The sequence below is a fragment of the Cycloclasticus sp. P1 genome (assembly GCF_000299965.1).
Lineage (GTDB): Bacteria > Pseudomonadota > Gammaproteobacteria > Methylococcales > Cycloclasticaceae > Cycloclasticus > Cycloclasticus pugetii.
Map to the genome: position 1 here is coordinate 1,427,222 of NC_018697.1, position 25,167 is coordinate 1,452,388.

Consider the following 25,167-nt stretch of genomic DNA (forward strand, 5'->3'; position numbering starts at 1 on the left):
ACGGTTTTTAAATTACTTCAGCAAGATTATCTTGCCAGCACATTTAAGTAAACGAACAGCTCCGTATTGAATACATTGCTCTAAGCCACTTTGTTGATTTCGTACGCTCGATTACTGTTACGACCCCTATCTAAACTTCTTGCGCTCTTCATTAACGGATAAGCCATACAAACATATATAATGAAGCAGATATATTTACAGATAAAATGAGAAAACCAGCGATGACACGCAATGCTATAACCGTAAAGGTCGGATCCGTTTCAATAGGTCATGAACACCCCGTGGTTGTTCAATCTATGACGAATACAGATACTGCTGATATTGAACGAACCGTCGAGCAAGTTTATCAGTTAGCAAAAGCAGGCTCCGAGTTAGTGCGTATTACCGTGAACTCAGAGGCCGCCGCCGCTGCAGTCAGCACGATTAGAGAGCGACTTGACGCGTTAGATTGCGATGTACCCTTGGTGGGGGATTTTCACTTTAACGGGCACAAACTGTTAGAAAAATACCCGTGTTGCGCGCAAGCATTGGCTAAATACCGTATTAACCCCGGTAATGTTGGCCGTGGTAGTAAGCGTGACCCTCAATTTGCTCAAATGATTGAATGCGCTATTCGCTATGATAAACCTGTACGTATTGGTGTTAATTGGGGCAGTTTAGATCAATCTGTGTTGGCCCGTTTGATGGATGAAAATTCCAGATCCAGCACACCTCGCGATTCTGTTGCCGTTATGCATGATGCGGTTATTACATCGGCGCTAGAAAGCGCAGAAAAAGCCATTGAATTAGGCTTAGCCAAAGATAAGATTTTACTATCTTGCAAAATGAGTGGCGTTCAAGATTTAATATCTGTGTACCAAGACCTTGCCTCTCGCTGTGACTTCCCGCTTCATTTAGGCTTAACCGAAGCCGGAATGGGAAGCAAAGGTATTGTCTCATCCACTGCTGCCCTTGCGGTATTGCTTCAACAAGGCATTGGCGACACTATTCGTATTTCTTTAACACCTGAACCCGGCGGAGATAGATGCCAAGAAGTAGTTGTCGCACAGGAAATATTACAATCCATGGGCATACGTTCCTTTACACCAGCGGTTATCTCATGCCCCGGATGCGGCAGAACCACCAGCGATTATTTCCAGCAGTTAGCACAAGATATTCAATCATTTTTGCGCCATAAAATGCCGGAATGGAAAACTCAATACGCTGGTGTAGAAAACATGAAGGTAGCCGTCATGGGCTGCGTTGTGAACGGCCCAGGTGAAAGTAAAAATGCAAACATCGGCATTAGCTTACCAGGCACAGGCGAAAGACCCGTCGCACCCGTTTATATAGATGGACAAAAAGATGTCACCTTAAAAGGTAACGATATCGCAGAACAGTTTCAGAAAATTGTTGAGCAATATGTCACTAAGACCTACCAACAATAAAAATAGACAATCTATCTTTATTGAAAGCAGGAATCTTAATGTAGCGCTAAGGCAGCAAAAAACTGCCGAGACTTCGCTTATTCTAAACCAGTAACTTCTTCTGCTTGAAGCCCTTTGTCGCCTTTAGTAATTGTAAATTCAACGGCTTGATTTTCTTTTAATGTACGGAAACCGTCACCTTGAATTGCTCTAAAATGAACAAACACATCTTCACCACCAGCATCTGGTTGAATAAAACCAAAGCCTTTTGAATTATTAAACCATTTAACAATACCGCGTACTCTTTCTGACATCTCTTTTCCTCATTATAAATAAACAAAAAAATCAAGCAGTTAGAACATATCCTTTATGATAATAGTTATTAGTTATCTAGCAAGCTTGAATCTTGAGTATACTAAAATCATTTGAAATGTCCTAACTTTTCCTTATGTTGCGTAATTTAATTTTTTTTAATCGTTAGAACCGCTTCTTTTACTTTCTTCCCAAAGCATCATCAGTGTACTTGCGGAGCATTCTTCAACACCCTTTCCAGCTTGCTCTACTGATTGTTCAATATATGAAAATCGTTTTGTAAAACGCTCATTAGCCAGCCTTAGTGACCACTCGGGGTTGATGTCCAAATGACGCGCTAAATTTATACAGCTAAAAAATACATCCCCTAGTTCTTCCTCTATTCTTTTACGATTATTTGCAAGCACCATTTCATCTTTAAGCTCATCAATTTCTTCGTCTAATTTATCGACAACAGCGCCAACCTCATCCCAGTCAAACCCTACCGAGGCTGCTTTTTTCTGTAATTTGTAGGCTTGATTAATTGCCGGTTGATTGGAACTGACACCGGACAACACACTGCTGCGTGTCTCATTTTTATTTTCTGCTCGTTTTTGTATTTCCCATTTTTTTGCTAAATCGTCTTTCGAGGTTATTTCATTATTAAACACATGCGGATGACGTCTGGTTAACTTATCGCAAATTGCGTCAACAATATCGGAGAACTCAAAACTCTGCTGCTCTTTAGCTAACTGTGCATGAAAAACCACTTGGAATAAAAGGTCGCCTAATTCATCCTTTAAAGCAGGCAGGTTTTTTTGCTGAATTGCATCAGCAACTTCATAGGCTTCTTCGATTGTGTATGGCGCAATCGTCTCAAAACTTTGCTCCACATCCCAGGGACAACCGTTATCAACATCTCTTAACTGAGCCATAATTGTTAATAATTTATTCAAGTTATCATTAACGTTAATATTCTTATCTGCCATTGTATCGGTATGTTACAGTTTAATTGACTAAGTGAACGTATCACTTAGGGAGACACCCTACCCTTTGATTGCTGATTGTTTAGACAAGGTTTGCCCTTTATTTTATGTTAAATATTATTTGGCTTGGCTTTTTTTTCATTGCCTTTCTAACCGGCCTTTATCGCCTTTTTATACTCGGCGATATGAACATTTTTAATGATATTACCCTCGCCACATTTACCTTATCCAAAACAGCATTTGAAATTTCTCTCGGCCTGACCGGCGTTTTATGTTTTTGGATGGGGATTATGAAAATTGGCGAAAAAAGTGGTTTTATTAACCATTTAACACGCTTTTTAAACCCACTTTTAAAACGCCTAATGCCCGACATTCCAGATAAGCACCCTGCCTTGGGCGCTATGGTGATGAACTTGTCTGCCAATATGTTAGGGCTTGATAATGCGGCAACGCCCTTAGGTATAAAAGCCATGCAGCACTTGCAAACCATAAACCCATTAAAAGATACGGCCAGCAACGCTCAAATTTTATTCTTGGTAATCAATACCTCAGCTGTCACCCTATTCCCTCTGACCATTTTCACATATCGTGCACAAATGGGCGCTGCTGACCCAACCGATGTTTTTATCCCTATTTTAATTGCTACCTATGCCTCGACGATGGCTGGGCTTATAGCCGTTGCTAGCATTCAACGTATAAAACTTTACGAGCCAGTTGTGCTTTGCTATTTAGCTGCTTTTAGCACCGTTATCGGCTTAATATTGTTCTATTTTTCAAGCCTTGACCAAGCCAGCATGCAACAACAGTCATCGCTGGCGAGCAATTTTATTATTTTTAGTTTGATTATTGTTTTTATGAGTGGTGCTATCAAACAACGTATTAATGTTTATGATGCATTTATTGATGGCGCTAAAGAAGGCTTTCAAACCGCTGTAATGATTATTCCTTACCTAGTAGCAATGTTGGTTGCTATTGGTGTTTTTAGGGCATCAGGGGCACTTGAAATAACGCTGGATTACGCACGCTCGTTGTTAATCCATTATTCGCTGGATAGCCAATTCCTCGATGCGTTACCAACAGCGCTGATAAAACCGCTCAGCGGAAGTGGCGCTCGGGCGATGATGATAGACACCATGCAAACACACGGCGCAGACTCTTTTGCCGGCAGGCTTGCCTCTATTGTACAAGGCAGCACAGAGACAACCTTTTACGTCTTAGCCGTTTATTTCGGCGCAGTAGGTATAAAAAAAGCTCGGCATGCGGTTGCCTGCGGGTTATTTGCAGACTTGATAGGTATTATTACCGCCATCTGTATTGGCTATGTATTTTTTGCCTAAGAAGCGCAATAGCTTTGGTAGAATAGAGAATTTTTAACCCTACTGATTTTTACCTAGATTATGGCCAAACACCGGCAACCCTTTAGCTCTCGCTTTTACCCATTGCTTGGAAAACTTCCATTGCCGATGCTGCACGCACTTGCATATCCCGTTTACTTAATTGGCTATTATCTTGTTGAGCGCAAACGCAATGTTATTTATTCGAACATGCAAAACTCTTTTCCAGATACCCCGAGCAATGAGCTTAAAAAACTGGCTAAATTAAATTTTAAGCATTTGGTCTATGTAATATTGGAAGCCAGTAAAACCCGCACCCTCACAGAAGAACAAATTCGTCAGCGTGTTACCTTAAAAAACCCAGAAGTGATAGAAAAGTTTGCGAAAAACGACCAATCTGTCTTGATGCTTGCCGCTCACCATTGCAACTGGGAATGGATGCTGGCTGGTTGCAGCTTACAGCTTTCTTTTCCTATCGATGCTGTATACAAACCTTTGCACGATAAAATTGTTGATGACTATATGAAAATCTCTAGGTCACGTTTTAACGCTCGCCCAATACCTAACAAAAATGCATTAATTGAAATTATGCAGCGTCGTAAAGAGGTCCGTGGCTTTGCGATGGTTGCTGATCAATCGCCTGTCAGAAAAGAAGAAAAATACTGGACTCAGTTCCTTAACCAAGACAGTTCATTTGCAGTCGGTGCTCAGAAGATCGCCAAGCTCACCAAATACCCTGTTATTTTTGTTGGTATGAAACGCCTAAGTCTTGGTCATTACGAAGTGTTTTTTGAAGAACTTGGACAAGCCCCCTATGAAAAAGAGGGTCACGAAATCACCGAGAAATACGCTAGAGCAACCGAGCGAATGATTCTCGATGCGCCTGAAGATTGGATGTGGTCTAACCGTAAATGGAAGAGAAAGCGTGGTGTCTACGATTAAACCACTATCGTTTAGGGGGTTGTTTTATGCGCAATAAACCCAGCTAACTGTTCAATTGTTGGGTAATCGAAAAAATCTGTTAACTCAACAACCTCTGGATACTCCTCGTCTATCTTCTCGTGAATTTGTGCCAACTTTAACGAGCTTGTTCCCATTTCAAAAATATTATCTTTCAAGCTGATTTTCTGATCGGCTACAACAGAGTGACAAATATCTAATAATATTCGCTCTATGGAACTACCCGCTGCAATAAACTCAGTTGATTGTGTTTCAGACAGCTCTGTTAAAGCCGCTATAATCTCATTAAACGCCCCCGCTTCAAATTGTTCCGCTAATGCAAAACGTTGAACCTTACCACTGGTGGTTTTAGGTACTTTTTTTATAGGTAAAACATGCGCCACATCTAAGCCAGATTTTTCATTTAATTGGCGTCTAACTTCTATCGTAGTTTGGTAAAAGTTTTCTAGCTCACCTCGATATAAAACAAAAACAACCAATTCATCCAGTGCATCTTCAACGTTACGAATACCACAGACGACCACTTTTCCTAACTCAATACCATCAACATGCTCACAAACAGACTCAAGGTCAGGGGCATAATAGTTTTGCCCATTAACAATGATTAGATCCTTGGTTCTACCTGTAATAACCAACTGCCCCTCGTTTAACAAACCTTGGTCACCTGTATCTAACCAACCCTCATCATTAATCAGTTTTTCATTTAACTCAGGCGCGTGATAGTAACCTTTTGTTACATTTTCGCCTTTAATTAACACTCGGCCGATTACATTATCAGCAACAGCTTGCCCACTGCTATCTGCAATTATCATTTGCGTCCCGATAATAGGAGTTCCTAAGCGAACCAACTCTATACTTTGATCGGATGCCTCGCTAACGACCTGTGCTGGCTGCCCCTCTACTAAAGAGCTGCGCAACACATGAAGAGTAGAAAGTGGTTGGGCTAATTCAGGGAAGCTAACTACCAAACACGCTTCCGCTAAACCATAAACCGTAAACATCGCTGTTTCTGCTAGACCGAACGGTTTCATTACCGCGCTAAACTCTCTACATAGGTCTGCAGAGATAGGTTCTGCTCCGTTAAAAAGCAGGCGGACATGTGATAAATCAAGATTAACTTGGTTTTCTGGTTTAAAGCGTTTTAAAACATGTTTATAACCAAAATTTGGTGACGATAAAATCGTCGCTTTTTTCTCACTGGCTTTTTCAAGCCACAATGCCGGACGACGAACAAACAAGTCGGTTGGCATAATATATTGATTTATATTGACGAATAAGGGTGTCAAATGAAAACCAATAATACCTAAATCATGAGTCAATGGCATCCAGCTAAAAAAGCTGTCCCTATAATCAAATGCACTGCATTCAATAATGCCATATAAATTTGTTACTAAATTTTTATGTGTTAATACGACACCTTTAGGGTCGCCAGTAGAACCAGAGGAGAATTGAATAAACGCTGTTTGCTCAGGGTTAATATCTGCCAGCGCTCCTAAAGTATCAAAAGTCTCAATTTTATCGAGCATCAGTGCTTTTTGCTCAATCACTTTGTAAATAGACTCTTTTCCGTGTTCTTCAGCAAAAACTTTTAACCGCTGCAAAGCCTTTCTAGTCGTTGCGATATACGGTGTGTTAAGTTTTTCAAAAACATTAAATACTTTTTCACGGTGTCCATCACTGGTTCCAATCGCTAATGGCACAGCGACAATACCGCCATATTGGCACGCCCAAAACGCATCAATAAATTGTTCGTTTTCAGCTAAGTGAATGATTAACTCGTTCCCTTCAGATGCTCCTTTTTGCTGAATATGGTGCAGCAAGCCTAGCGCCCGTTTTTTTAAAGCGGGGTAACTCACTTGGCGCTCGTTGTCTTTACTACTGATATAGGTAATGGTTTTACTGGCATCTTGGTTGTTATCAAGTGCTTCAACCAGTGTTTTTGGAAATTGATTCATAACGTATGTAAGGTCGTATTTAATAACGTATATTTGATGGCAGCGCGTATTTTATAGCGATTAAATAAATTGAGGTGGATTTTCATGATCAAATGTAGAGATAATTGGTTCGCAATGCTTAGACCGTAGCATTAACGATGCACTGACTTTTTCACCTACCTTTAAAGATACACATGACCAATCTGCTGCACTCCCATACTCAACTGGGCACTCTAAGAGCCTATTTGGTGGTGTCAAACTAAAACCACAACGAGACACACCCATTCCCAGCCCTCTACCCGTTGCTTTGATAAAAGCTTCCTTACAGGTCCAAATGTTAAAAAAAGTCTCTTCGCGTTGTGCTGCGCTAATATTGACCCATTGAGCTTGTTCACTGCTTGAAAAGTTACGCTTTACTAAGCCCTCTAAATTATCTAAATAACGCCAATGCTCAAGATCAACACCAATATCTTCTTCTAAGGTCATTGCCACCAGGGCCTGCGAGCCAGAATGTGAAACATTAAACGATAATGCTTGATTTTTTAGGTACGGTTTACCAAATTCAGTTGTATCAAATTGCAGCTCAACTGGGCTGATACCCAAATAGCATGACAGCAATCGCTTAAGCTGTACTCTCATCGACAATGCTAATGCTCTATTTTGTTGATGCTTTAATCGATTTATTTTTAGCCACTCAGTTTCACTCACTATAGTGTGAGCCTTGCTAGTTATTGGCACCATCAGGTCAAACACCCACACATGTACCTCTCCTTGCTTCAAGTAAGGTAACTGTTGCCTATTTTTTGGAGTAAAACTAACCATAATGAACTACTATGCATTTAAACGTTAAGTTTTTAATTAAAACACGGGCATGAGCGACGACTCAAAAAATAAAATAGAGACGCAGCAATATACGATAAACCCAGGCACTTACCACTGGACTTATCATGCTATGAAAGCCTTATTTAAGGTTCTTAGCCTGACGGTTCGCACTCATGGCAACCCATCCTCTTGGTTAGAAGGCGATATCTTTTTATTCAATCACTTTGCTCGATTTGAAACCTTTATCCCACAATATTTAATTTACGAAAAAACAAAACACTACTCTAGGTCAATTGCTGCAAACGAGTTATTCGCTGATAATGTTTTCGGTCGTTATTTGATTGATTTAGGTGGTATACCAAATAACATTGATGGGCTTTTGTTTCATATAGCAAAAGATATTTTACACCAACAAAAGCTCGTTGCCTTCCCCGAAGGTGGTATCGTAAAAGACCGACGTGTGCTTGATAAAGAAGGCCGCTACAGTATTTATTCACGTTCACATAATGAGCGGCGAAAACTACATACTGGGCCAGCAGTTATTGCCTTAGCAATCGCTATTTTCAAACAAACTGTTCGTGACCTTAGTGAACAAGAAAACACAGAGACCCTCTCTTTATGGGCGAAAGAATTAGGCTTTGAAGACAAACAGCAATTGCTGGAACTGTGCAAAAAACCCACCCTTATCATCCCCTGCAATATTACCTTTTACCCCTTACGAATTGGTGAAAATGCATTAAGCAATACGGTACGATTTTTTGTTAATAACTTACACCATCGCATCTCGGAAGAGTTATTAATCGAAGGCAACTTTTTATTTAAAGATACCGATATGGACATTCGTTTAGCTAAGCCTATTGTCGTAGAGGATTACTGGACCAGATTAGAATCAACGATTACAACCACCTTTGTTAACCACTCAGATTTAGCGCTAAAACAACTTTTAAATAAAGTTGAGCATAACGGTAATTTGAACAACCTATTGTTTCGTCTGAGTTATCAACGCAACGCTAATAGAATTCGTGATGATTACATGCATGCTATTTATGACAATGTCACTATTAACATTGCTCATATTGCCGCAACGCTGATCATGCATTTTGTTGCCGAAGGAAAGACCTATATTAATAAAAAAAAGCTGCATCAATTGATTTATGGAAGCATTAAGGCGTTACAAAAAAGCGACACGCTAAGCTTTCATCGAACGCTGCAAAACCCCTCTATTTATCGCAATTTGTTAATGACAAAAAGCGAGACTTTTGACCTGTTTTTAAAAAGTGCCTACGAGGCAAACTTGCTTGAATCATCGGACGTGTACTATAAATTTACCGAACACCTTTCCGCCGAACAAGATTTTGATAGCATTCGATATAAAAACCCTATTGCTGTAAATGCTAATGAGGCTGCATCCATTCCTCAGGTCAGAATAGCTATTAAAACCAGCTTAGCCTTTAAATTTGACAAACAATCCCACCGGTTTGCCCACCTACTATTTGAAGATGAGTTACTTGAATACCATTGGGATATTTCACAGTTTAAAGACCCAAAACACCAAGTAATCAATCAACAACAACACATCAGCGAAAAGTCCGCCCTTCCCTATCTGTTAATGCCAAAAACATATAATGGGCAGTGCGTCGTGTTTGTTCACGGTTTGCTTTCAACGCCTATTGAACTTAAAACATTGGCTGAAAAATTTGTTGCCCAAGGATATATCAGCATCGGTTGCCGCCTAAAAGGCCATGGAACATCACCATGGGACCTACACAAAAGAAGCTGGCAAGATTGGCGTCAATCTCTTCAACAAAGTATCAAAATAGCACATTGTTACAGCAAAGATGTACACCTCGTTGGTTTTTCAAGTGGTGGCCTGTTGGCTCTGATGGTTACTGCGAGTCATCACCTTAATATACGTTCAGTTACCGCGTGTTCAGCCCCCGTCAGTTTTAAAGACCCTTTATCTCAACTGGTAAAAATCACTCACTACACGAATAAATTTATACAAAAAATCAGTAACTCTGATGGTATTTTGCCATTTAAAGCCAATCTACCCGAACACCCCCACCTTAATTACCACCACACCCCAATTGCAGCCATTAATCAGCTCTTAATTTTAATTAAAAAAACCCTCCCCAGATTAAAAAAAATTAACTGCCCTGTCTTCCTGATCCAAGGTGATAACGACCCTGTAGTTGCCCCATCCAGTTACCAAACACTTGCCAAACACATACCAACTAAACTATTACACTATCAATGGGTTAGCTCTAACCGGCATGGCATTTTGTACGAGAATACAGAGGGCTGCCAACAAAAGGTCATTGACTTTATCTGTCAGCAAAACAAATAGCGTAAAATAAACGTTCTTTAAACCACTAGTACTTTCCAATGCGCGTTCACCTTAAAACATTAGGCTGCCGATTAAACGAAGCTGAAATAGAATCTTGGGCAAATGATTTTGTTGCCGAAGGGCACCAGCTTGTTAATCAAGAAACTGAGGCCGATATTTTGGTACTCAACACCTGTGCGGTCACGCAAGGAGCCGTAAGAAAATCTCGCCAACTTGTGCGAAAAACACATCAAAAAAACCCGAGGGCAAAACTTGTTGTGAGCGGTTGTTATGCCACCTTAAATGAGCAAGAAACTGTTGCCTTAGATGGCGTTGATCTACTCGTTAATAACCAACAAAAAGACCAATTAGTCACCTTAACACTTAATGAACTAAGTGAAGAAACAATGCCGAGCATTGCAACTGAACCTAATGAGGTTGCGTTATTTTCTAGGGGACGCCAACGAGCCTTTATCAAAGTGCAAGATGGCTGCCGATACCGTTGTAGTTTCTGCATCGTCACCATTGCCAGAGGTGATGAGAAAAGCAAATCTATTGACAGTATCGTCGCCGAAGCCAACGCCCTCCACCAACAAGGCATTTCAGAGATTGTTATTACAGGCGTACACCTAGGTGGTTATGGTAGTGATACAGGTAGTAATCTATACAATTTAGTAACAGCCTTATTACAACAAACAAGTATTCCAAGAATCCGTATGGGGTCTTTAGAACCATGGGATTTACCGCAAGGCTTTCTTGAATTATTTAAAAACCCAAGGTTAATGCCACATATGCATTTACCAATACAAAGCGGCTCAGACACGGTACTTAAAAGAATGTCTCGGCGCTGTAAAACAAGTGAGTTTCGTGCGCTTGTATTAGAAGCACGTAAAATAATGCCGAACATCAATATCACATCCGACATCATTGTTGGGTTTCCCGGTGAAACTGATGACGAGTGGCAACAAACGCTAGATTTTGTACAAGAAATGCAATTCGGTGACTTACATATTTTTACCTACTCAACTAGAGAAGGCACCAAAGCAGCCTCTATGCCAAACCAAATTAGTACGCAGATCAAAAAAAGCAGAAGCCAAGCTCTTCATACCCTTGCGGCATCAGCAAAACGCGCCCAAATGGATAAACTAGTCGGTCACACTGTTAATGTTTTATGGGAGGATAGCCACCAAGTTGAGACTGACGGTGTCAGCACATTATTCGGTTATAGCCCAAATTATTTACGCGTTAAAATCACTAGCACAGAGCCTGAAAAACTCAGTAACCAAATCATTCCTTGCAAGCTGACTTCAATTGAAAATAATGTATTTAATGCCGAATTAGCCTAACTCTCCTCGTTCATAAAATAGTTTAGTGGCACCTGCTACTGCTACTGCAGGTGCAAACAAATTGATGACAGGAATAGTGGTTGCCAACAAACTTATACTGCCAAACGTCATCGTGTTGACACGAGATCTGTTTAGCATACGTTTTTGATCACTAAATAAAATCTTGTGGTTTTCAAATGAATAGCCTGCATATTCAAATGTTAAAAACCAAGCACTAAATAATAACCATAGCGGCAGGCTAATTACATTAATGCCAGGTATCACCGACAGTATTAACAGTGGAACCGCACGAAGTAAATAGTATGTGATCTTACGTAATTCCAACCCTAACATCTGAAACATTTCTTTAAGAAACGTGTCAGCATTTACTTCAACATAAGGCTGCCCCTTTAGATGCGCTTCTACGCCTTTGGATAACTGGCCATAAAAAGGTGCCGCAATAATGTTAGCAACCAAGGTAAAGCAATAATAAACAATCGCTAAAATACTGGTCATAAAGATAGGCAAAATCAACCACGCTAACCAAGATAACCAACTTGGCAACATAGAATCGACCATTGTTGATAAATAGTTCCACAGCAGCCAACTTGCCACACTAAAGAGCACCACATTAATCATTAGAGGAATAATAACGAAACGCCTTAATCCTGGCTGGCGGATTAAGTGGAAGCCCGCAATAAAGCTACCAATACCATGAGAAAATGATGTTAGGTTTGTTTTCATTTTATAGATTATAAATTTTTAACTTATTGGGAAGGTATTTTGATAAAATCAAAGTTACTTTAACTTAACGTTTTACAGTAACGGACTAGCGATTGATCAAATGGAATTAGCTTACACTAACACAAGTATAAACAGTATGAGCCAGCCAAAAGCAAAAGTTATCACAGTCACCAGTGGTAAAGGGGGCGTTGGTAAGTCTAGCACGGCCACTAATCTAGCGCTTTCTCTTACCGCGTTAGACAAAAAAGTGTGTGTATTTGATGCTGATGCTAGTTTGGCCAACATTAATATTCTATTAGGTATTCAACCAACGTATACCTTACAACATCTTTTAAACGGCGAAAAAAACTTAAAAGAAATTATTATTGATGGGCCACGCGGCTTAAAAGTTGTTCCCGGCGCGACCGGAATTGCTGAATATGCGCAATTAACAAATGAGCAAAAACTGATCTTATTAGCGGCTTTAGATAAACTCCAACAAGATTTTGATTATCTCATTATAGATACGGCTGCAGGCATTGGGGATGATGTTCTTGATTTTATTAGAGCCTCACAGTTTTCAATTATTATTATTACCCCCGAACCCACTTCTTTAACTGACTCCTTTTCATTACTTAAAGTTTTAAAACGCTCAAACTATAATCGAACTTCATATATTCTCGTGAATATGGCTTTAGATGCCGAGAATAGCCAAGCAATATATAAACGTTTTGAGTCGGCTGTAAAAAAATATATTGATGTTGACATTAACTACCTGGGCTATATTCAAGTAGATGAAACCATGATTTCATCCATCAGGCTTCAATGCCCTGCTGTATTGTTAAGTCCAGACTCTAATGCAAGTGGCTGCTTTAAAAAATTGGCTCAAGAATTAGACAAAGAGGTTGCTGAACAAACTGTCGACTCATTCAGTGAGTTTTGGCGCCAGCAAGATGGCATTGACTCACGTGCTCAAACACCTTCTGAAACACCAGTCGTTACGTTTAAAGAAGACACTTTACCTAATACTGTTACACCGCCTGCTAGTGTAAAAACACCGCTTAGCTTTAAACAAGCCGCCGATTTTTGCATTGCCCAATTATCAACGGGTGATGTAACAGAAGAAGATTCAGCCGCTTTTTTAGAGCAACTTACCCAGTTTCAACCACAAGTACCCGAAGAGCCCACGACTCAAGCAGATCAAGCACCCTCTTCGTCATCTATCCGAGAACTATACAATTACCTTGAACAACGCTCTTTTCCTAAAGACGAACTGCGAGAAATCGTCACAACACTTGAGCAAGTATATTTTGAAAAACACGCGGAAAGTCTTAATAGTTTTGAATCGAGCAGCTTAAAATTATTTGCTCAGTTCAGCGGAAATGAAGACGACTTACACTATCTCAATCAGCAACTTAGTTCATGTTTCCAACGCGAATTTAAGAAGCCGCTATATGATGTTCTTGAGCACCTTGAAAGTTTAGTCAGCTCAAACAATTTTAGCCAGCAAAGCTTTGACGACCTGTTAAGTGAATTATTATCCAGTTATCAGAAAAAATTTAATGAGGCTTATAAAACCATGGCTGATGAAAACCTCAAATCCGCAAGGGAAGAAATTTCAGTTTTACAAAAGCAATTAAGCGACATTAATAACGAACTAAATGACACAAACAACACGCTAACCGAAAAAATAATGCTGTTAAATAAGATCCAAGCACTTCTACCCTCTTCCTAATTTCTTAAGATGGCGCAAAGCCTCGCTAGATTAACGATCAAACAAAGTAGAGTAGTTTTTAGCACTCATTTGTGCTGTGGCGTCTAAGGATAAACCTCTTAATTCTGCCATTTTTTCTGCCACATATTTTACGTAATTAGGGTAATTTGGCTTTCCTCGCATCGGAACAGGCGCCAAATAGGGAGAGTCTGTTTCTATTAAAAAACGGTCATTGGGCACTTTTTTTGCCACTTCTTGAACTTGCTTAGCATTTTTAAATGTAACAATGCCTGAGAATGAGATATAAAACCCTAAGTCCAGTGCTTGTTTTGCCATCTCCCAATCTTCAGTAAAACAATGCAACACACCAGCACACTCACCAGCAGATTCTTCCTGCATAATTCTAATTGTGTCCTGCTTTGCATCACGGGTATGGATGATAATCGGTTTATCAATTTTCTTTGCCGCCCTGATGTGATGACGAAAACGTTGCTGCTGGGTATGTACCTCAGTCTCTTTTTCAATTCTAGAGTAATCTAAGCCGGTTTCACCAATGGCCACAACCTGATCTTTCAAGGCAATATCCACTAATTCATCAACACTTGGATTATGGCCATCCATCTCATTAGGGTGTACACCGACCGATGTAGAAATATTTGCAAAACCGTTCACCAAATCTCGCATTGCAGGGTAATCTTCCCAATTAATTGACACACATAACATATGCTCTAATGAATCAGCTTTCGTAGCTTCTAAATATTCACTAAGACTATTTGAGAAAGGGCTTAGATCAACACGATCTAGGTGGCAATGTGAATCTATAAACATAGGTATTATCCTCTATAAATAAAAAACGGCCTTAAAGGCCGTTTCAAGAACATTCATCAAGTAACATTACATGGTGTGAGTAGGTCGCCCAGTTGCAGAGGTTCCCGCCAAATATGTTTCTATTTTTGCTCGCGCTGCACCACCGTCTTGTTCATTAAATTGAACACCAACACCGTTCGATCTGGAGCCTTCTGCGCCCACTGGGGTTATCCAAATAATTCGCCCAGCAACCGGAATTCTTTCTGCCTCGCCCATTAGACTCAACAACATAAATACTTCATCACCTAAGCTATATTTCTTATGAGTTGGGATAAACAAACCGCCCCCCTCAACATAATCCATAAACGCCGCATACAATGCATTTTTATCTTTAATCGTTAAAGATAAAATTCCTTGGCGAGACTCTTTTCCTGTAGGGGTCATTTAACTAGCCTTTATTTACGTGTTAGTGAATAACTTTGTATCGCGAACTCTTCTAGCATTAACTGTTGGTTAACTTGATTAGACTCTAACGATGTTAAATAATTTAACTGCTCTAACAAAGTATGCATTCCTTTTAAGTGTAGCGTTTCTATAAAAACTTTCAAGTCAGCTCTCAGTTCAGGGTTCATTAGCTGATTATCTAAGGCACCATGAGCGCACTTGATTGCATCAGATAGCCACGACATCAGCCATTTTAAAACAGGCAAGCCTTTTAGGCTAATACATTTTTCAGCAAATAGGACTGGATCTAAACGCCCTTTCAAAAGCTCTATAAAGTTATTCAGTAACAGCTTTCTGATCTTCAAGGCCTCTTTTTGCCATAATTCTTTAGCATAAAGAGGCGCGTTGTTAGCTAAACTCAAATATTGTTCTGGCTCCTTACAGCCCAAACCAACTAACCAATCCTTTGCCTCAGTCAGCTCAATACCCTTAACGGTTATAAGCTGACAACGACTTCTTATTGTTGCGGGTACTTTCGACAGTTGATTCACTATCAAAACCAGGCAGGTATTTTCGCTAGGTTCCTCTAAGGTTTTCAGTAAACTATTAGCCGCTGAATGAGACATCGCATCGGCTGGGTCAATAACAACAATTCTTGGTTTAGTATATTGATTGCTTAATGCTAATGATGACATTAACTGCCGGATGGGTTCAATTTTAATACTCGTTTTGCCCTCTTCAGGTATTACATGAAAGAAGTCTGGGTAATTATCAGCTTTAAACAATAAACACGCTTCACATAAACCGCAAGCAAACGGCTCATCAAGAGATGAAGAACAAACAGCTCGATGGGCAAACGCGATAGCCAACGATGACACCCCTAACCCTTCGTTGCCAACTAGCATCAAAGCACTGGGTAAGCGGTCTTGCTTTAAGTAACGAGATAATGGCCCCCAATAGTTTTGTAACCAAGGGTAAACAGCTTGTAATTGATTACTCATCTAGCAATATTTTGTCTAAGTAAACGGCTATATTTTTCTGTACTTGTTGCAAAGGGTCAGAGGCATCAACAACACCAAAGCGTTTAGGTTCTGCCTTTGCTCTATCCAAATATACTTGCCGAACATTTTCAAAAAATACTTTTTTTTCAGATTCAAAACGGTCTGGATCACTTCTATTCGCCGCTCGTTGTAAGCCAATATCCACCGACAAGTCTAACAAAATGGTAAGGTCGGGCAACAAGCCCTTTTGAACAAATTGTTCTAGCCAGCTAATATCAGCAACTTTAAAATGACGCCCGCCCCCTTGATACGCATACGTAGCGTCCGTAAAACGATCACACACAACCCACTTGCCAGATTCTAAGGCCGGCATAATGACGTTTTTAATGTGTTGAGCCCGTGCCGCAAACATTAAGAGAAGCTCAGACTCATCACATAATGACTCATCATCATGGTCTAATAACAAGCCTCGAATTTTTTCGGCTATTTTTGTGCCACCAGGCTCTCTCGTTGTAACAACCTCTTGCCCGGCTAATTTTATATAGTTAGCAATGAACTCCAGATTTGTTGTTTTACCAACACCTTCAACGCCTTCAAGGGTTAAAAACTTTCCCACTTTCATTATTATTGCTTCCGTTGGTATTTGTTAACCGCTGCATTATGTTGCTTCAACGTTTCAGAAAATATATGCGTGCCATCACCATTCGATACAAAATATAAGTTTTTAGTGTCTTCTGGGTGTAGAACTGCGTCGATCGCCGCCTTACCAGGCATTGCTATTGGTGTCGGTGGAAGCCCATAACGTGTATATGTGTTATAGGGAGTGTCCTTACGTAAATCTCTATACCTTATATCACCGTCATACCCATCTCCCATACCGTAAATAACAGTTGGGTCTGTTTGTAGTTTCATACCTATTTCAAGTCTACGGATAAAAACACCCGCTATCTGCTTTCGTTCGTGAGCAGCCCCCGTTTCCTTCTCTACAATAGATGCTAGAATCAGTGCATCATAAACGCTTGGTATCACTGTTCTTACATCTCTTTTAGGCCATGCTGAATTAACGAAAACCTGCATCGAACGGTATGCACGACGAAGAATATCTACATCAGATGTATTTTTAATAAAAAAATATGTTTCGGGTAATAACATCCCCTCTAAATGTTTTTCCGGAATATTCAATAACGTTAAATACTGACTGATACTCGCTTGTTCAGGCAGTGTTTTTTTAATCGCTGGATGCTCTCTAATGTCCCTTAAAACTTCCTTAAACGTTTGGCCTTCAATGATTGAAATAGCATATTGATTAACCTTGCCTTTGACTAGAAAATTCAATATTTGCACCGGTGTCAAACCTGGAGAAAATTCGTACTCACCTGCTTGTATTCTATTGGCAGCTCCTTCAAACCGAACATGCCATTTAAACCAAGGTCCATCTACCACGCCTTTCTTATCCAGCGTTGAAATAATTTGATTTAGGTTTTGACCTTTTTCAATGTTCACAACAACAGAGCCCATCTCGTTAGAAATAGACGATTCATTCATTGCATAGTTGTACATCATCCAAAACCAACCAAATAATAAACTGCAAACAATAATTGTTATTGCTAATAAGCGCCGCATTAGTTTTTTCCCGCGTGTTGATCGACTTGATGCTGAATATCAGCCAGTACGTTATCTAACGCCCAGTGTGCATACGGACCCGCCTCTTTAATAAAGGCTTTGTCATCAATTCTAAGTTGTTTAATAGCTCGTATAGGCATTAAGCTATTTGTCATAAAAACCTCATCTGCATCTATTACGTTCTCCACAGACAGCTCCATTTCTCTACAATCCATTCCTTCTTGAGTCGCTTGAGCTATTAAGTAATCACGAATGATTCCTCTAACTCCCGCATTTTCTAATGTAGGCGTCATTAAAACACCCTTGCTAACAATAAAAATATTACTCATTGTTCCTTCAATCACTACGCCCTCAACATCGAGCATTAAACCTTCGGTTGAAACAGTATCGCCAAATTCACTACGTGCTAACACTCGTTCTAATTGATTCAAGTGTTTAAGCCCAGCCAATAAGGGTTGGCGGCTTAGCTGAGTATGACATAAAACAAGGTCTAAACTAAGCAGTGGATTTTTTACCGTTGCCTTAGTTACAGAAAAAGACACTAGCCGTGTTACGTTAGGGTTTTTGGGCGGCAAAAAACCTCTTTTACCGACACCTCTTGAAATCAATAATTTTATAACCCCACATTGATTTGTCTCGATGAGCTGAAAGATTTCTCTTTCTAAAATATCCTTATTAAGAGGTGGAAAACCCAGCACTTCGCAACCTTTTTGTAAGCGCTGCAAGTGTTCTTCAAGATAACAAGGGCAACCAAACTCCACTAGAATGGTTTCAAACAGGCCGTCACCATATTGTAAGCCCCTGTCTGAAGCATTAATTGAGTCACCATATTGACCATTAATTAGGGTCTTATCCATTACTAATATTCAACGCTTGTAATAAAGCTTTGGCTTTATGTCGTGTTTCGTCAAGTTCTTTTTCTGCAATTGAATCCGCTACGATTCCTGCCCCTGTCCTCAATGTTAACTGCCTATCATTAATGGTAAAGGTTCTTATTAATATGTTTAGGTCTAGGTTGCCATTACGATTAATGTAGCCCATCGACCCGGTATAGGCACCCCTTGGCGTTTTTTCTAGTTCATTAATGATCTCCATACAACGAACTTTAGGACAACCCGTTATTGTACCGCCCGGGAAAACTGCTTTAATCACGTTTGAGGGCGACATGCCCGAGACCAATTTACCAGTGACGTTTGAGACTATATGATGCACTTCTGCATAAGATTCCAAGCTCATTTTCTCATCAACCTTTACCGTACCGGTTGTACAAATTCGCCCAAGATCATTACGAATGAGGTCAATCAACATAATATGTTCTGCGCTTTCTTTTGCATTAAAAAGTAACTCTTGCGCAAAACTATTGTCTAACAGTTCATCTTTATCTCTGGGCCTTGTGCCTGCGATAGGTCGCATTTGCACAACATCGTCAACACAACTAATTAAACGCTCCGGAGATGATGAACAAATAACCGTCTCGCCGAAACAAGCCAACCCAGCAAAAGGTGAAGGGTTATGTACCCTTAGTGAACGATAAACATCTAAATAATCACTCTGACCAGCAAACTCACCGGCCCATTGCCTAGAAAGATTAACCTGTAAGGTATCTCCTTCAATTAGATATGACTTAATCTTTTTTACACCCGCTAAAAAGGCGTTCGACGGGTCTTCTTTTAACTTGACTGTTGGATAGTTAAATCCACTCTTTTCCAGGGTCTCTAGATCAACCAATACTTGTTTAATTAAAGCATCATGTCCCTTTTCGCACACAATCCAGCAACGGTTATCCTGATGGCTTCTTATGATGGCTAAAGGGATTCTTACAGCACTCACCACCGGTAAGCTTTTATCTACTTGCAGATCGGAAAGTTTTTCTTCAATAACACCAATAAGTTCATAACTTAAAAAGACAAACCAGCCCCCCGTAAAAGGAAGTTTGTCAGCCTTACTTGGTACTTTCTCTCGTTCAAAAGCATGATCAAACTTAGCGAAAAATTGATTATTTTTTATGCTTGATGATTCAATTTTTTCGCCAGGAAAACCGAACAATATATCGAAAGCATTGGCTGAATGACTTGCATCATTACTTTCTAATAAAAATGGATAGCGCTGAGGATTCGCCGCATGGCAATCTAATAGGTCGAAATCTGAAGCAATTTCGATTTTAAGGTAATCGCCACAGTCTTTTATATCCAGTGTCACCTGGCAGGGTATAAGCTAAAGTCGTTTAAAGACGAGCGTGCCGTTAGTACCACCAAACCCAAATGAATTTGACACAACAACATTCATTTCCATTTGACGTGCTTCATTTGGCACATAATCTAAATCACAATCAGGATCAGGCGTAAATTGATTAATGGTCGGTGGCGCCACTTGATCACGCAACGCTAAAACAGAAAATACTGCCTCTGCGCCACCAGCTGCTCCTAGCATATGACCAGTCATGGACTTGGTTGAACTCATCGGTACTTTATAAGCATTATCACCTAATAAAGTTTTAGCTGCGTGCGTTTCAGCAACATCCCCAGCAGGTGTCGAGGTACCGTGAGCATTGATATAACTGACTTGTTCTGCATCTAACGAAGCGTCTTTTAAAGCATTTCGCATGCAACGGTATGCGCCATCACCATTCTTTGATGGCATGGTCATATGAAATGCATCGGAGCTCATTCCATAGCCGGCTAATTCTGCATAAATTTGTGCACCGCGTTTTTTAGCATGCTCATATTCTTCAAGCACCAAAACACCGGCACCATCACTTAAAACAAAGCCATCACGGTCTTTGTCCCAAGGACGACTCGCTGTTTCGGGTGAATCATTCCTACGTGACAAGGCACGCGCAGAAGAAAACCCACCATAAGACGTCACTGACGTGGCCATTTCTGCCCCACCAGCCACCATCACATCAGCATCACCGTATTGAATAATGCGCATTGCATCGCCAATATTATGCGCACCTGTTGTGCATGCCGTTACAATGGCGAAATTTGGCCCTTTCAATCCACGTAAAATTGAAAGGTTTCCTGAGATCATATTGATGATGTTTGATGGCACAAAAAACGGTGAAATCTTTCTTGGCCCACCTTTTTGAAAGCCTTCAAAACCAGCTTCAATGCCTGAAATACCACCAATACCTGCACCAATGGCTACGCCGATTCTTTCAGCATTTTCATCCGTCACCTCAAGACCAGAATCATCTAAAGCTTGGATTCCAGCCGCAACACCGTAATGAATAAATGGATCCATTTTTTTTGAATCCTTACGAGAAAGATAGTCATTTACATCGAAATCTTTAACGGCTCCACCAAAATTTGATGGAAAATCAGTTGTATCAAACCGAGTTATCGGGGCAATACCACTTTGACCATTTAAAATATTTTCCCAAGAATCTGCAACATTACCACCAACTGGTGACAACAAACCCAACCCTGTAACTACTACTCGACGTTTAGACACAATATGAACTCTCTAACATAAAACAAGCACGGCTTACGATAAAGTAAGCCGTGCTTGATAAAAAGAAATTGATTTATTCTGCGTTATTATTAACGTAGTCAATTGCTTGTTGAACAGTTGTGATACCTTCAGCTTGTTCATCAGGAATCTCACAATCAAACTCTTCTTCAAGAGCCATCACTAACTCAACCGTATCCAATGAATCTGCACCTAAGTCATCGATGAATGATGCTTCGTTTGTTACTTCTTCTTCCTTCACACCAAGTTGTTCTGCAACGATTTTTTTGACGCGCTCTTCAATATTACTCATTTTTCTATTCCCTCTGTATTTTTGGAACCACAAATTTAATTTGTGGTCTTCTTATTATATTGCTAAATTAAAAAAGTTTAAACAATTCTATATATCAAACCAAGGACTACTACTAAAAACTTACGATCAATTATTCATTACCCCATATACATGCCACCATTAACATGTAAAGTTTCCCCTGTAATGTAAGCCGCTTTATCAGAACATAAGAAGGAAACAGCATTTGCTATCTCTTTTGCATCACCAAGACGCCCAAGAGGAACCCCTTCCAATAATGAAGCTTTTTGCTCATCTGGTAAGGCTTTTGTCATATCTGTGTCAATAAAGCCTGGAGCCACCGTATTGACTGTGATATTTCTTGAGCCAACTTCTCTCGCTAACGATTTACTAAACCCGATAATCCCTGCCTTAGCAGCTGCATAATTTGCTTGCCCAGCATTACCGGTTACACCAATAACTGAGGCAATACTAACAATCCGCCCTTTTTTATTTTTCATCATACCGCGCAAACAACCTTTACTAACGCGGAATATTGAACTTAGATTGGTTGAAATAATATCATCCCACTCATCATCTTTCATTCTGAGCATAAGATTATCTCTGGTAATCCCAGCATTATTCACCAACACTGTAGGCGCACCCACGGTAGATGTAATGTCTTTCAAGACCGACTGAATTGAATCTGTGTCGGTAACATCTAACGTCATTCCTTTACCTGAATCAGATAGATAATCTGATATAGCCGCCGCGCCGTTATCAGAAGTGGCCGTTCCAACAACATAAAAACCATCAGCGACCAGCTGTTGCGCAATGGCTTTACCTATCCCACGACTTGCTCCAGTAACCAATGCAATTGGTTTATTATTCATCATAATGCCTCTATCGTTTTATTAAATGAGCGCTCATCACCTAACGAGTAAAGTGCTAATGATTTATTAATTCTTTTATTTAATCCACTTAGCACTTTACCTGGACCACACTCAATAATGGTATCTATTCCGGCATCAGTTAACATCTCAACTGTCTCAACCCAGCGTACCGGCGTGTGTAATTGTTTCATCAGAGCCTGCTTAATATCAGATGCATCGTTATGTTGCGCTACATCCGTATTGTGTATGACTGAAATGGTTGGTATTGAAAACCTAACTCCGCCCATTACAGCCATTAACTTTTCAGCAGCTGGAGCCATCAACGCACAATGTGAAGGTACACTGACTGGTAACGGCAACGCTCTTTTTGCGCCCTGTTCTTTCGCCAACTCTATTGCTCTATTAACTGCGTTCGTATTACCTGCAATAACAACCTGACCTGGTGCATTAAAATTAACAGCCGAAACAGTTTCTCCCTCAGCCGCTTGATTACAAATATTTACTAAGTCAGCTACTTCAAGACCTAATATTGCAGCCATCGCTCCCTCACCTTCAGGGACGGCTTGCTGCATAAACATCGCACGTTGCTCAACCAATTTAACTGCATCAACAAAGTCTAAACTTCCCGCACAAACAAGCGCCGTATATTCACCCAAGCTATGGCCAGCCATAAACGAGGGAGTAACTTCCGCTGTAGATTGGAGCACGCGCCACATGGCAACACTTGCTGTTAGTATCAAAGGTTGTGTATTTTGTGTTTGGTTCAACTCTTCAACAGGCCCATTTTGGGCTAACGCCCATAAATCACGGCCTAATGCTTGTGATGCCTCATCGAAGGTTTCTTTGATTTGATTATAGTGAGCAGACAGATCACCTAGCATACCGACAGCTTGGGACCCCTGACCTGGAAAAACAATGGCTATTTTGTTTGATGACATAATGTATTAAATGATTTGAATTTACTGAAGACTTACATTTTTACAAGAGCAGAACCCCAGACAAAACCACCACCAAAGGCTTCCATCAAGACTATTTCACCTTTTTTAATTCGCCCATCTCTAACTGCTTGATCTAATGCAAGAGGCACTGAAGCAGCAGACGTGTTGGCTTGATTTTCTATCGTGAGAACAACCTTTTCCATCGGCATATTCAGCTTTTTTGCAACCGAGGAAATGATTCTTATATTAGCTTGGTGCGGTATTAACCAGTCAACATCTGATTTATCCATGTTGTTGGCTTCAAGTGTTTCATCCACAACACGGCTTAATGTTTTAACCGCGACTTTATACACATCATTGCCGTGCATCGTCATGAAAGCCTGATCACCTTCTTGTTTTTGGTCTTTGATTGGATTGTTCACATACAGCAGATCTTGATATTGACCGTCGGCGTTCATATGCGTTGATAAGATACCGGGCTCTTCTGATGCTTCTACCACAACTGCGCCCGCACCATCACCGAAGATCACACACGAGCTTCTATCTGAATAGTCGAGAATCCTTGAATTCGCTTCTGAACCGACAACCAGTGCTTTTTTTGCGCCCCCAGCTTTTATAAATTGGGTTGCAATGCCCAAGGCATAAATAAACCCTGAACAAGCCGCCTGAACGTCAAAAGCTGCCCCACCGTTTGCGCCCAGCCTATTCTGTAAAATACACGCCGTACTAGGAAAAACCCTATCAGATGAACTGGTAGCAACAATAATAAGATCGATTTCAGAGGCATCTAACCCCGCTGCTTCAAGTGCGTTATTAGACGCAATCTCAGCCATACTAGAGACAGACTCTTTTTCATCGATAACGTGTCTTTGCTTTATCCCCGTTCTGGAATAAATCCACTCGTCAGTCGTCTCTAATATTGATTCAAAATCTTTATTAGTAACAACTTTTTCAGGCAAATAACTACCTGTACCGGTTATTTTCGCATTAAACATTAACTAATGCCTTACCTAACAACACGAAGCTGAACGGCCCGAAGATACGTTAAAACAAAAACCTTATTAATCTTTATCAGCGACAACTTGTTCGCCGCGGTAAAAACCATCTGCACTCACATGATGACGCAAATGAACTTCACCAGTTGTAGGCTCGGTTGATAATGTTTTCGCTGTCAACGCATCGTGTGAACGACGCATACCACGTCTTGAACGTGATTTTTTACTTTTTTGTACTGCCATCTCAAATTCTCCAGAGAATTAATAACCCTTATCGCTTTTAAGCCATAAGTCTTTCCACAACAAAACACATTTATTTTGCTGACATTAGTTTTTGTCCATTGGACATTATTTCTTGAGTAGACGCTAAATCTTCTGTCTAATTCAACTTTAACTTTTCTAAAACCTCAAACGGATTCTTCTTTTTTTCCGTTTCAAGCCCATAATCTTTGCTTGCGCTACTTTTAGGCAACTCAACCGGACACACTTCGTGCCTTGCTATGGATGGAAGCACTAACACCACTTCTGCCTCAACGACATCGCTGATCAGCAAGCGCTCACCTTCATACAAGTAAGGCTCATAATCATCTGGTATTAATGATGCTCTAGCCTCATCATTAATAATCGCCAATTTCACATCTATATTGACCGGAAAATCAGTCAATTCTAAACAAGCGGCGCATTGTAACACGAGATCTGCTGAAATCCGACCTGTTAAAACAACAAATTTTCCGACTTTTGAAAATGTTAAATCTGCCCTTATTGAAGAACTAGACGGATCAATATCAGCCTGTATTTGCTGTAATTCATCGTAAGGCAGTTCGCCTGTAATGTTTCGTTCTTGACTGGCGCACAACGATGGGTCAACTTCTATCTGCAATGTCTTGGTCATATTAGGTAAAATGA

25 protein-coding genes are annotated in these 25,167 nt (G+C 40.3%); 6 read left to right on the plus strand and 19 right to left on the minus strand.

Annotated elements, in window-relative coordinates:
* Positions 1-206 precede the first annotated feature (206 nt).
* The gene (gene ispG / locus Q91_RS06860) at positions 207-1,427 is read left to right on the plus strand and encodes a flavodoxin-dependent (E)-4-hydroxy-3-methylbut-2-enyl-diphosphate synthase (RefSeq protein WP_015006157.1); all 1,221 of its coding nucleotides are present in this window, start codon (positions 207-209) and stop codon (positions 1,425-1,427) included.
* 77 nt (positions 1,428-1,504) lie between these two features.
* Here ispG and Q91_RS06865 read toward each other — a convergent pair whose 3' ends face one another.
* Positions 1,505-1,720 carry a cold-shock protein gene (locus tag Q91_RS06865; RefSeq protein WP_015006158.1) on the minus strand — a complete coding sequence of 72 codons (216 nt, stop codon included), beginning with the start codon at positions 1,718-1,720 and terminating at the stop codon, positions 1,505-1,507.
* 156 nt (positions 1,721-1,876) lie between these two features.
* Positions 1,877-2,686 carry a nucleoside triphosphate pyrophosphohydrolase gene (mazG, locus tag Q91_RS06870; protein WP_015006159.1) on the minus strand — a complete coding sequence of 270 codons (810 nt, stop codon included), beginning with the start codon at positions 2,684-2,686 and terminating at the stop codon, positions 1,877-1,879.
* 104 nt (positions 2,687-2,790) lie between these two features.
* On the opposite strand from mazG, the gene Q91_RS11840 reads away from it, so the two are divergent.
* Together Q91_RS11840 and Q91_RS06880 are read left to right on the plus strand one after the other, a co-directional pair.
* On the plus strand, positions 2,791-4,020 hold the full coding sequence (locus Q91_RS11840; protein WP_015006160.1) for a nucleoside recognition domain-containing protein: 1,230 nt from the start codon (positions 2,791-2,793) through the stop codon (positions 4,018-4,020).
* 60 nt (positions 4,021-4,080) lie between these two features.
* Positions 4,081-4,959 carry a lysophospholipid acyltransferase family protein gene (locus Q91_RS06880; RefSeq protein ID WP_015006161.1) on the plus strand — a complete coding sequence of 293 codons (879 nt, stop codon included), beginning with the start codon at positions 4,081-4,083 and terminating at the stop codon, positions 4,957-4,959.
* Between the two features lie 11 nt (positions 4,960-4,970).
* On the opposite strand, the gene Q91_RS06885 is transcribed toward Q91_RS06880, so the two are convergent.
* Together Q91_RS06885 and Q91_RS06890 are read right to left on the minus strand one after the other, a co-directional pair.
* Positions 4,971-6,932, minus strand: coding sequence for a non-ribosomal peptide synthetase (locus tag Q91_RS06885; RefSeq protein WP_015006162.1), 1,962 nt, complete (start codon positions 6,930-6,932; stop codon positions 4,971-4,973).
* Positions 6,933-6,992: 60 nt separating this feature from the next.
* Positions 6,993-7,733 carry a 4'-phosphopantetheinyl transferase superfamily protein gene (locus Q91_RS06890; RefSeq protein ID WP_020932358.1) on the minus strand — a complete coding sequence of 247 codons (741 nt, stop codon included), beginning with the start codon at positions 7,731-7,733 and terminating at the stop codon, positions 6,993-6,995.
* Between the two features lie 49 nt (positions 7,734-7,782).
* On the opposite strand from Q91_RS06890, the gene Q91_RS06895 reads away from it, so the two are divergent.
* Together Q91_RS06895 and mtaB are read left to right on the plus strand one after the other, a co-directional pair.
* Positions 7,783-10,080, plus strand: coding sequence for an alpha/beta fold hydrolase (locus Q91_RS06895; RefSeq protein ID WP_041230521.1), 2,298 nt, complete (start codon positions 7,783-7,785; stop codon positions 10,078-10,080).
* A 38-nt stretch (positions 10,081-10,118) separates the two neighbouring features.
* Complete coding sequence (gene mtaB / locus Q91_RS06900) at positions 10,119-11,405, plus strand: tRNA (N(6)-L-threonylcarbamoyladenosine(37)-C(2))-methylthiotransferase MtaB (protein ID WP_015006165.1); 1,287 nt, start codon at positions 10,119-10,121, stop codon at positions 11,403-11,405.
* Here mtaB and cysZ read toward each other — a convergent pair.
* On the minus strand, positions 11,397-12,128 hold the full coding sequence (cysZ, locus tag Q91_RS06905) for a sulfate transporter CysZ (protein WP_015006166.1): 732 nt from the start codon (positions 12,126-12,128) through the stop codon (positions 11,397-11,399). The genes mtaB and cysZ overlap by 9 nt on opposite strands.
* A 136-nt stretch (positions 12,129-12,264) precedes the next feature.
* On the opposite strand from cysZ, the gene Q91_RS06910 reads away from it, so the two are divergent.
* Positions 12,265-13,842, plus strand: coding sequence for a MinD/ParA family protein (locus Q91_RS06910; protein ID WP_020932354.1), 1,578 nt, complete (start codon positions 12,265-12,267; stop codon positions 13,840-13,842).
* Positions 13,843-13,872: 30 nt separating this feature from the next.
* Here Q91_RS06910 and Q91_RS06915 read toward each other — a convergent pair whose 3' ends face one another.
* The 14 genes from Q91_RS06915 to Q91_RS06980 form a co-directional block, all read right to left on the minus strand.
* Positions 13,873-14,649, minus strand: coding sequence for a TatD family hydrolase (locus Q91_RS06915; protein WP_015006168.1), 777 nt, complete (start codon positions 14,647-14,649; stop codon positions 13,873-13,875).
* Between the two features lie 66 nt (positions 14,650-14,715).
* Entirely contained in the window at positions 14,716-15,072 is a 357-nt protein-coding gene (locus Q91_RS06920; RefSeq protein ID WP_015006169.1) for a PilZ domain-containing protein, read from the minus strand.
* A gap of 11 nt (positions 15,073-15,083) precedes the next feature.
* Positions 15,084-16,073 carry a DNA polymerase III subunit delta' C-terminal domain-containing protein gene (locus Q91_RS06925; RefSeq protein ID WP_015006170.1) on the minus strand — a complete coding sequence of 330 codons (990 nt, stop codon included), beginning with the start codon at positions 16,071-16,073 and terminating at the stop codon, positions 15,084-15,086.
* Positions 16,066-16,695, minus strand: coding sequence for a dTMP kinase (gene tmk / locus Q91_RS06930; protein ID WP_015006171.1), 630 nt, complete (start codon positions 16,693-16,695; stop codon positions 16,066-16,068). Before tmk ends, Q91_RS06925 begins: the two co-directional genes overlap by 8 nt.
* Positions 16,696-16,697: 2 nt before the next feature.
* A complete protein-coding gene (mltG, locus tag Q91_RS06935; RefSeq protein ID WP_015006172.1) occupies positions 16,698-17,696 on the minus strand; it encodes an endolytic transglycosylase MltG in 999 nt (332 codons plus the stop codon).
* A complete protein-coding gene (gene pabC / locus Q91_RS06940; protein WP_015006173.1) occupies positions 17,696-18,553 on the minus strand; it encodes an aminodeoxychorismate lyase in 858 nt (285 codons plus the stop codon). The genes mltG and pabC overlap by 1 nt, the downstream gene beginning before the upstream one ends.
* Positions 18,546-19,895 (minus strand): aminodeoxychorismate synthase component I, encoded by a 1,350-nt coding sequence (locus Q91_RS06945; protein WP_015006174.1) that lies wholly within the window; start codon positions 19,893-19,895, stop codon positions 18,546-18,548. The genes pabC and Q91_RS06945 overlap by 8 nt, the downstream gene beginning before the upstream one ends.
* A 15-nt stretch (positions 19,896-19,910) precedes the next feature.
* Positions 19,911-21,149 (minus strand): beta-ketoacyl-ACP synthase II, encoded by a 1,239-nt coding sequence (gene fabF / locus Q91_RS06950; RefSeq protein WP_015006175.1) that lies wholly within the window; start codon positions 21,147-21,149, stop codon positions 19,911-19,913.
* A gap of 73 nt (positions 21,150-21,222) precedes the next feature.
* The gene (gene acpP, locus Q91_RS06955) at positions 21,223-21,459 is read right to left on the minus strand and encodes an acyl carrier protein (RefSeq protein WP_015006176.1); all 237 of its coding nucleotides are present in this window, start codon (positions 21,457-21,459) and stop codon (positions 21,223-21,225) included.
* 137 nt (positions 21,460-21,596) lie between these two features.
* On the minus strand, positions 21,597-22,328 hold the full coding sequence (gene fabG, locus Q91_RS06960) for a 3-oxoacyl-ACP reductase FabG (protein ID WP_015006177.1): 732 nt from the start codon (positions 22,326-22,328) through the stop codon (positions 21,597-21,599).
* Positions 22,328-23,266: an ACP S-malonyltransferase gene (fabD, locus tag Q91_RS06965; protein ID WP_015006178.1), complete on the minus strand. Its 939-nt coding sequence runs from the start codon at positions 23,264-23,266 to the stop codon at positions 22,328-22,330. Before fabD ends, fabG begins: the two co-directional genes overlap by 1 nt.
* A 32-nt stretch (positions 23,267-23,298) precedes the next feature.
* Entirely contained in the window at positions 23,299-24,261 is a 963-nt protein-coding gene (locus tag Q91_RS06970; RefSeq protein ID WP_015006179.1) for a beta-ketoacyl-ACP synthase III, read from the minus strand.
* Between the two features lie 66 nt (positions 24,262-24,327).
* Entirely contained in the window at positions 24,328-24,504 is a 177-nt protein-coding gene (rpmF, locus tag Q91_RS06975; protein ID WP_015006180.1) for a 50S ribosomal protein L32, read from the minus strand.
* A gap of 136 nt (positions 24,505-24,640) precedes the next feature.
* Complete coding sequence (locus Q91_RS06980) at positions 24,641-25,153, minus strand: DUF177 domain-containing protein (protein ID WP_015006181.1); 513 nt, start codon at positions 25,151-25,153, stop codon at positions 24,641-24,643.
* Between the last annotated feature and the right edge of the window lie 14 nt (positions 25,154-25,167).

Excerpts from the sequence above, each read along its gene's own strand:
- Q91_RS06910 (WP_020932354.1), top strand. The coding sequence starts at position 12,265 with ATGAGCCAGCCAAAAGCAAAAGTTATCACAGTCACCAGTGGTAAAGGG.
- fabD (WP_015006178.1), bottom strand. The coding sequence starts at position 23,266 with ATGTCATCAAACAAAATAGCCATTGTTTTTCCAGGTCAGGGGTCCCAA.
- Q91_RS06885 (WP_015006162.1), bottom strand. The coding sequence starts at position 6,932 with ATGAATCAATTTCCAAAAACACTGGTTGAAGCACTTGATAACAACCAA.
- ispG (WP_015006157.1), top strand. The coding sequence starts at position 207 with ATGAGAAAACCAGCGATGACACGCAATGCTATAACCGTAAAGGTCGGA.
- Q91_RS06895 (WP_041230521.1), top strand. The coding sequence starts at position 7,783 with ATGAGCGACGACTCAAAAAATAAAATAGAGACGCAGCAATATACGATA.
- mazG (WP_015006159.1), bottom strand. The coding sequence starts at position 2,686 with ATGGCAGATAAGAATATTAACGTTAATGATAACTTGAATAAATTATTA.
- Q91_RS06920 (WP_015006169.1), bottom strand. The coding sequence starts at position 15,072 with ATGACCCCTACAGGAAAAGAGTCTCGCCAAGGAATTTTATCTTTAACG.
- Q91_RS11840 (WP_015006160.1), top strand. The coding sequence starts at position 2,791 with ATGTTAAATATTATTTGGCTTGGCTTTTTTTTCATTGCCTTTCTAACC.
- Q91_RS06880 (WP_015006161.1), top strand. The coding sequence starts at position 4,081 with ATGGCCAAACACCGGCAACCCTTTAGCTCTCGCTTTTACCCATTGCTT.
- rpmF (WP_015006180.1), bottom strand. The coding sequence starts at position 24,504 with ATGGCAGTACAAAAAAGTAAAAAATCACGTTCAAGACGTGGTATGCGT.
- pabC (WP_015006173.1), bottom strand. The coding sequence starts at position 18,553 with ATGGATAAGACCCTAATTAATGGTCAATATGGTGACTCAATTAATGCT.
- Q91_RS06970 (WP_015006179.1), bottom strand. The coding sequence starts at position 24,261 with ATGTTTAATGCGAAAATAACCGGTACAGGTAGTTATTTGCCTGAAAAA.
- tmk (WP_015006171.1), bottom strand. The coding sequence starts at position 16,695 with ATGAAAGTGGGAAAGTTTTTAACCCTTGAAGGCGTTGAAGGTGTTGGT.
- acpP (WP_015006176.1), bottom strand. The coding sequence starts at position 21,459 with ATGAGTAATATTGAAGAGCGCGTCAAAAAAATCGTTGCAGAACAACTT.
- Q91_RS06915 (WP_015006168.1), bottom strand. The coding sequence starts at position 14,649 with ATGTTTATAGATTCACATTGCCACCTAGATCGTGTTGATCTAAGCCCT.
- Q91_RS06980 (WP_015006181.1), bottom strand. The coding sequence starts at position 25,153 with ATGACCAAGACATTGCAGATAGAAGTTGACCCATCGTTGTGCGCCAGT.
- Q91_RS06925 (WP_015006170.1), bottom strand. The coding sequence starts at position 16,073 with ATGAGTAATCAATTACAAGCTGTTTACCCTTGGTTACAAAACTATTGG.
- Q91_RS06865 (WP_015006158.1), bottom strand. The coding sequence starts at position 1,720 with ATGTCAGAAAGAGTACGCGGTATTGTTAAATGGTTTAATAATTCAAAA.
- fabG (WP_015006177.1), bottom strand. The coding sequence starts at position 22,328 with ATGAATAATAAACCAATTGCATTGGTTACTGGAGCAAGTCGTGGGATA.
- cysZ (WP_015006166.1), bottom strand. The coding sequence starts at position 12,128 with ATGAAAACAAACCTAACATCATTTTCTCATGGTATTGGTAGCTTTATT.
- Q91_RS06890 (WP_020932358.1), bottom strand. The coding sequence starts at position 7,733 with ATGGTTAGTTTTACTCCAAAAAATAGGCAACAGTTACCTTACTTGAAG.
- mtaB (WP_015006165.1), top strand. The coding sequence starts at position 10,119 with ATGCGCGTTCACCTTAAAACATTAGGCTGCCGATTAAACGAAGCTGAA.
- mltG (WP_015006172.1), bottom strand. The coding sequence starts at position 17,696 with ATGCGGCGCTTATTAGCAATAACAATTATTGTTTGCAGTTTATTATTT.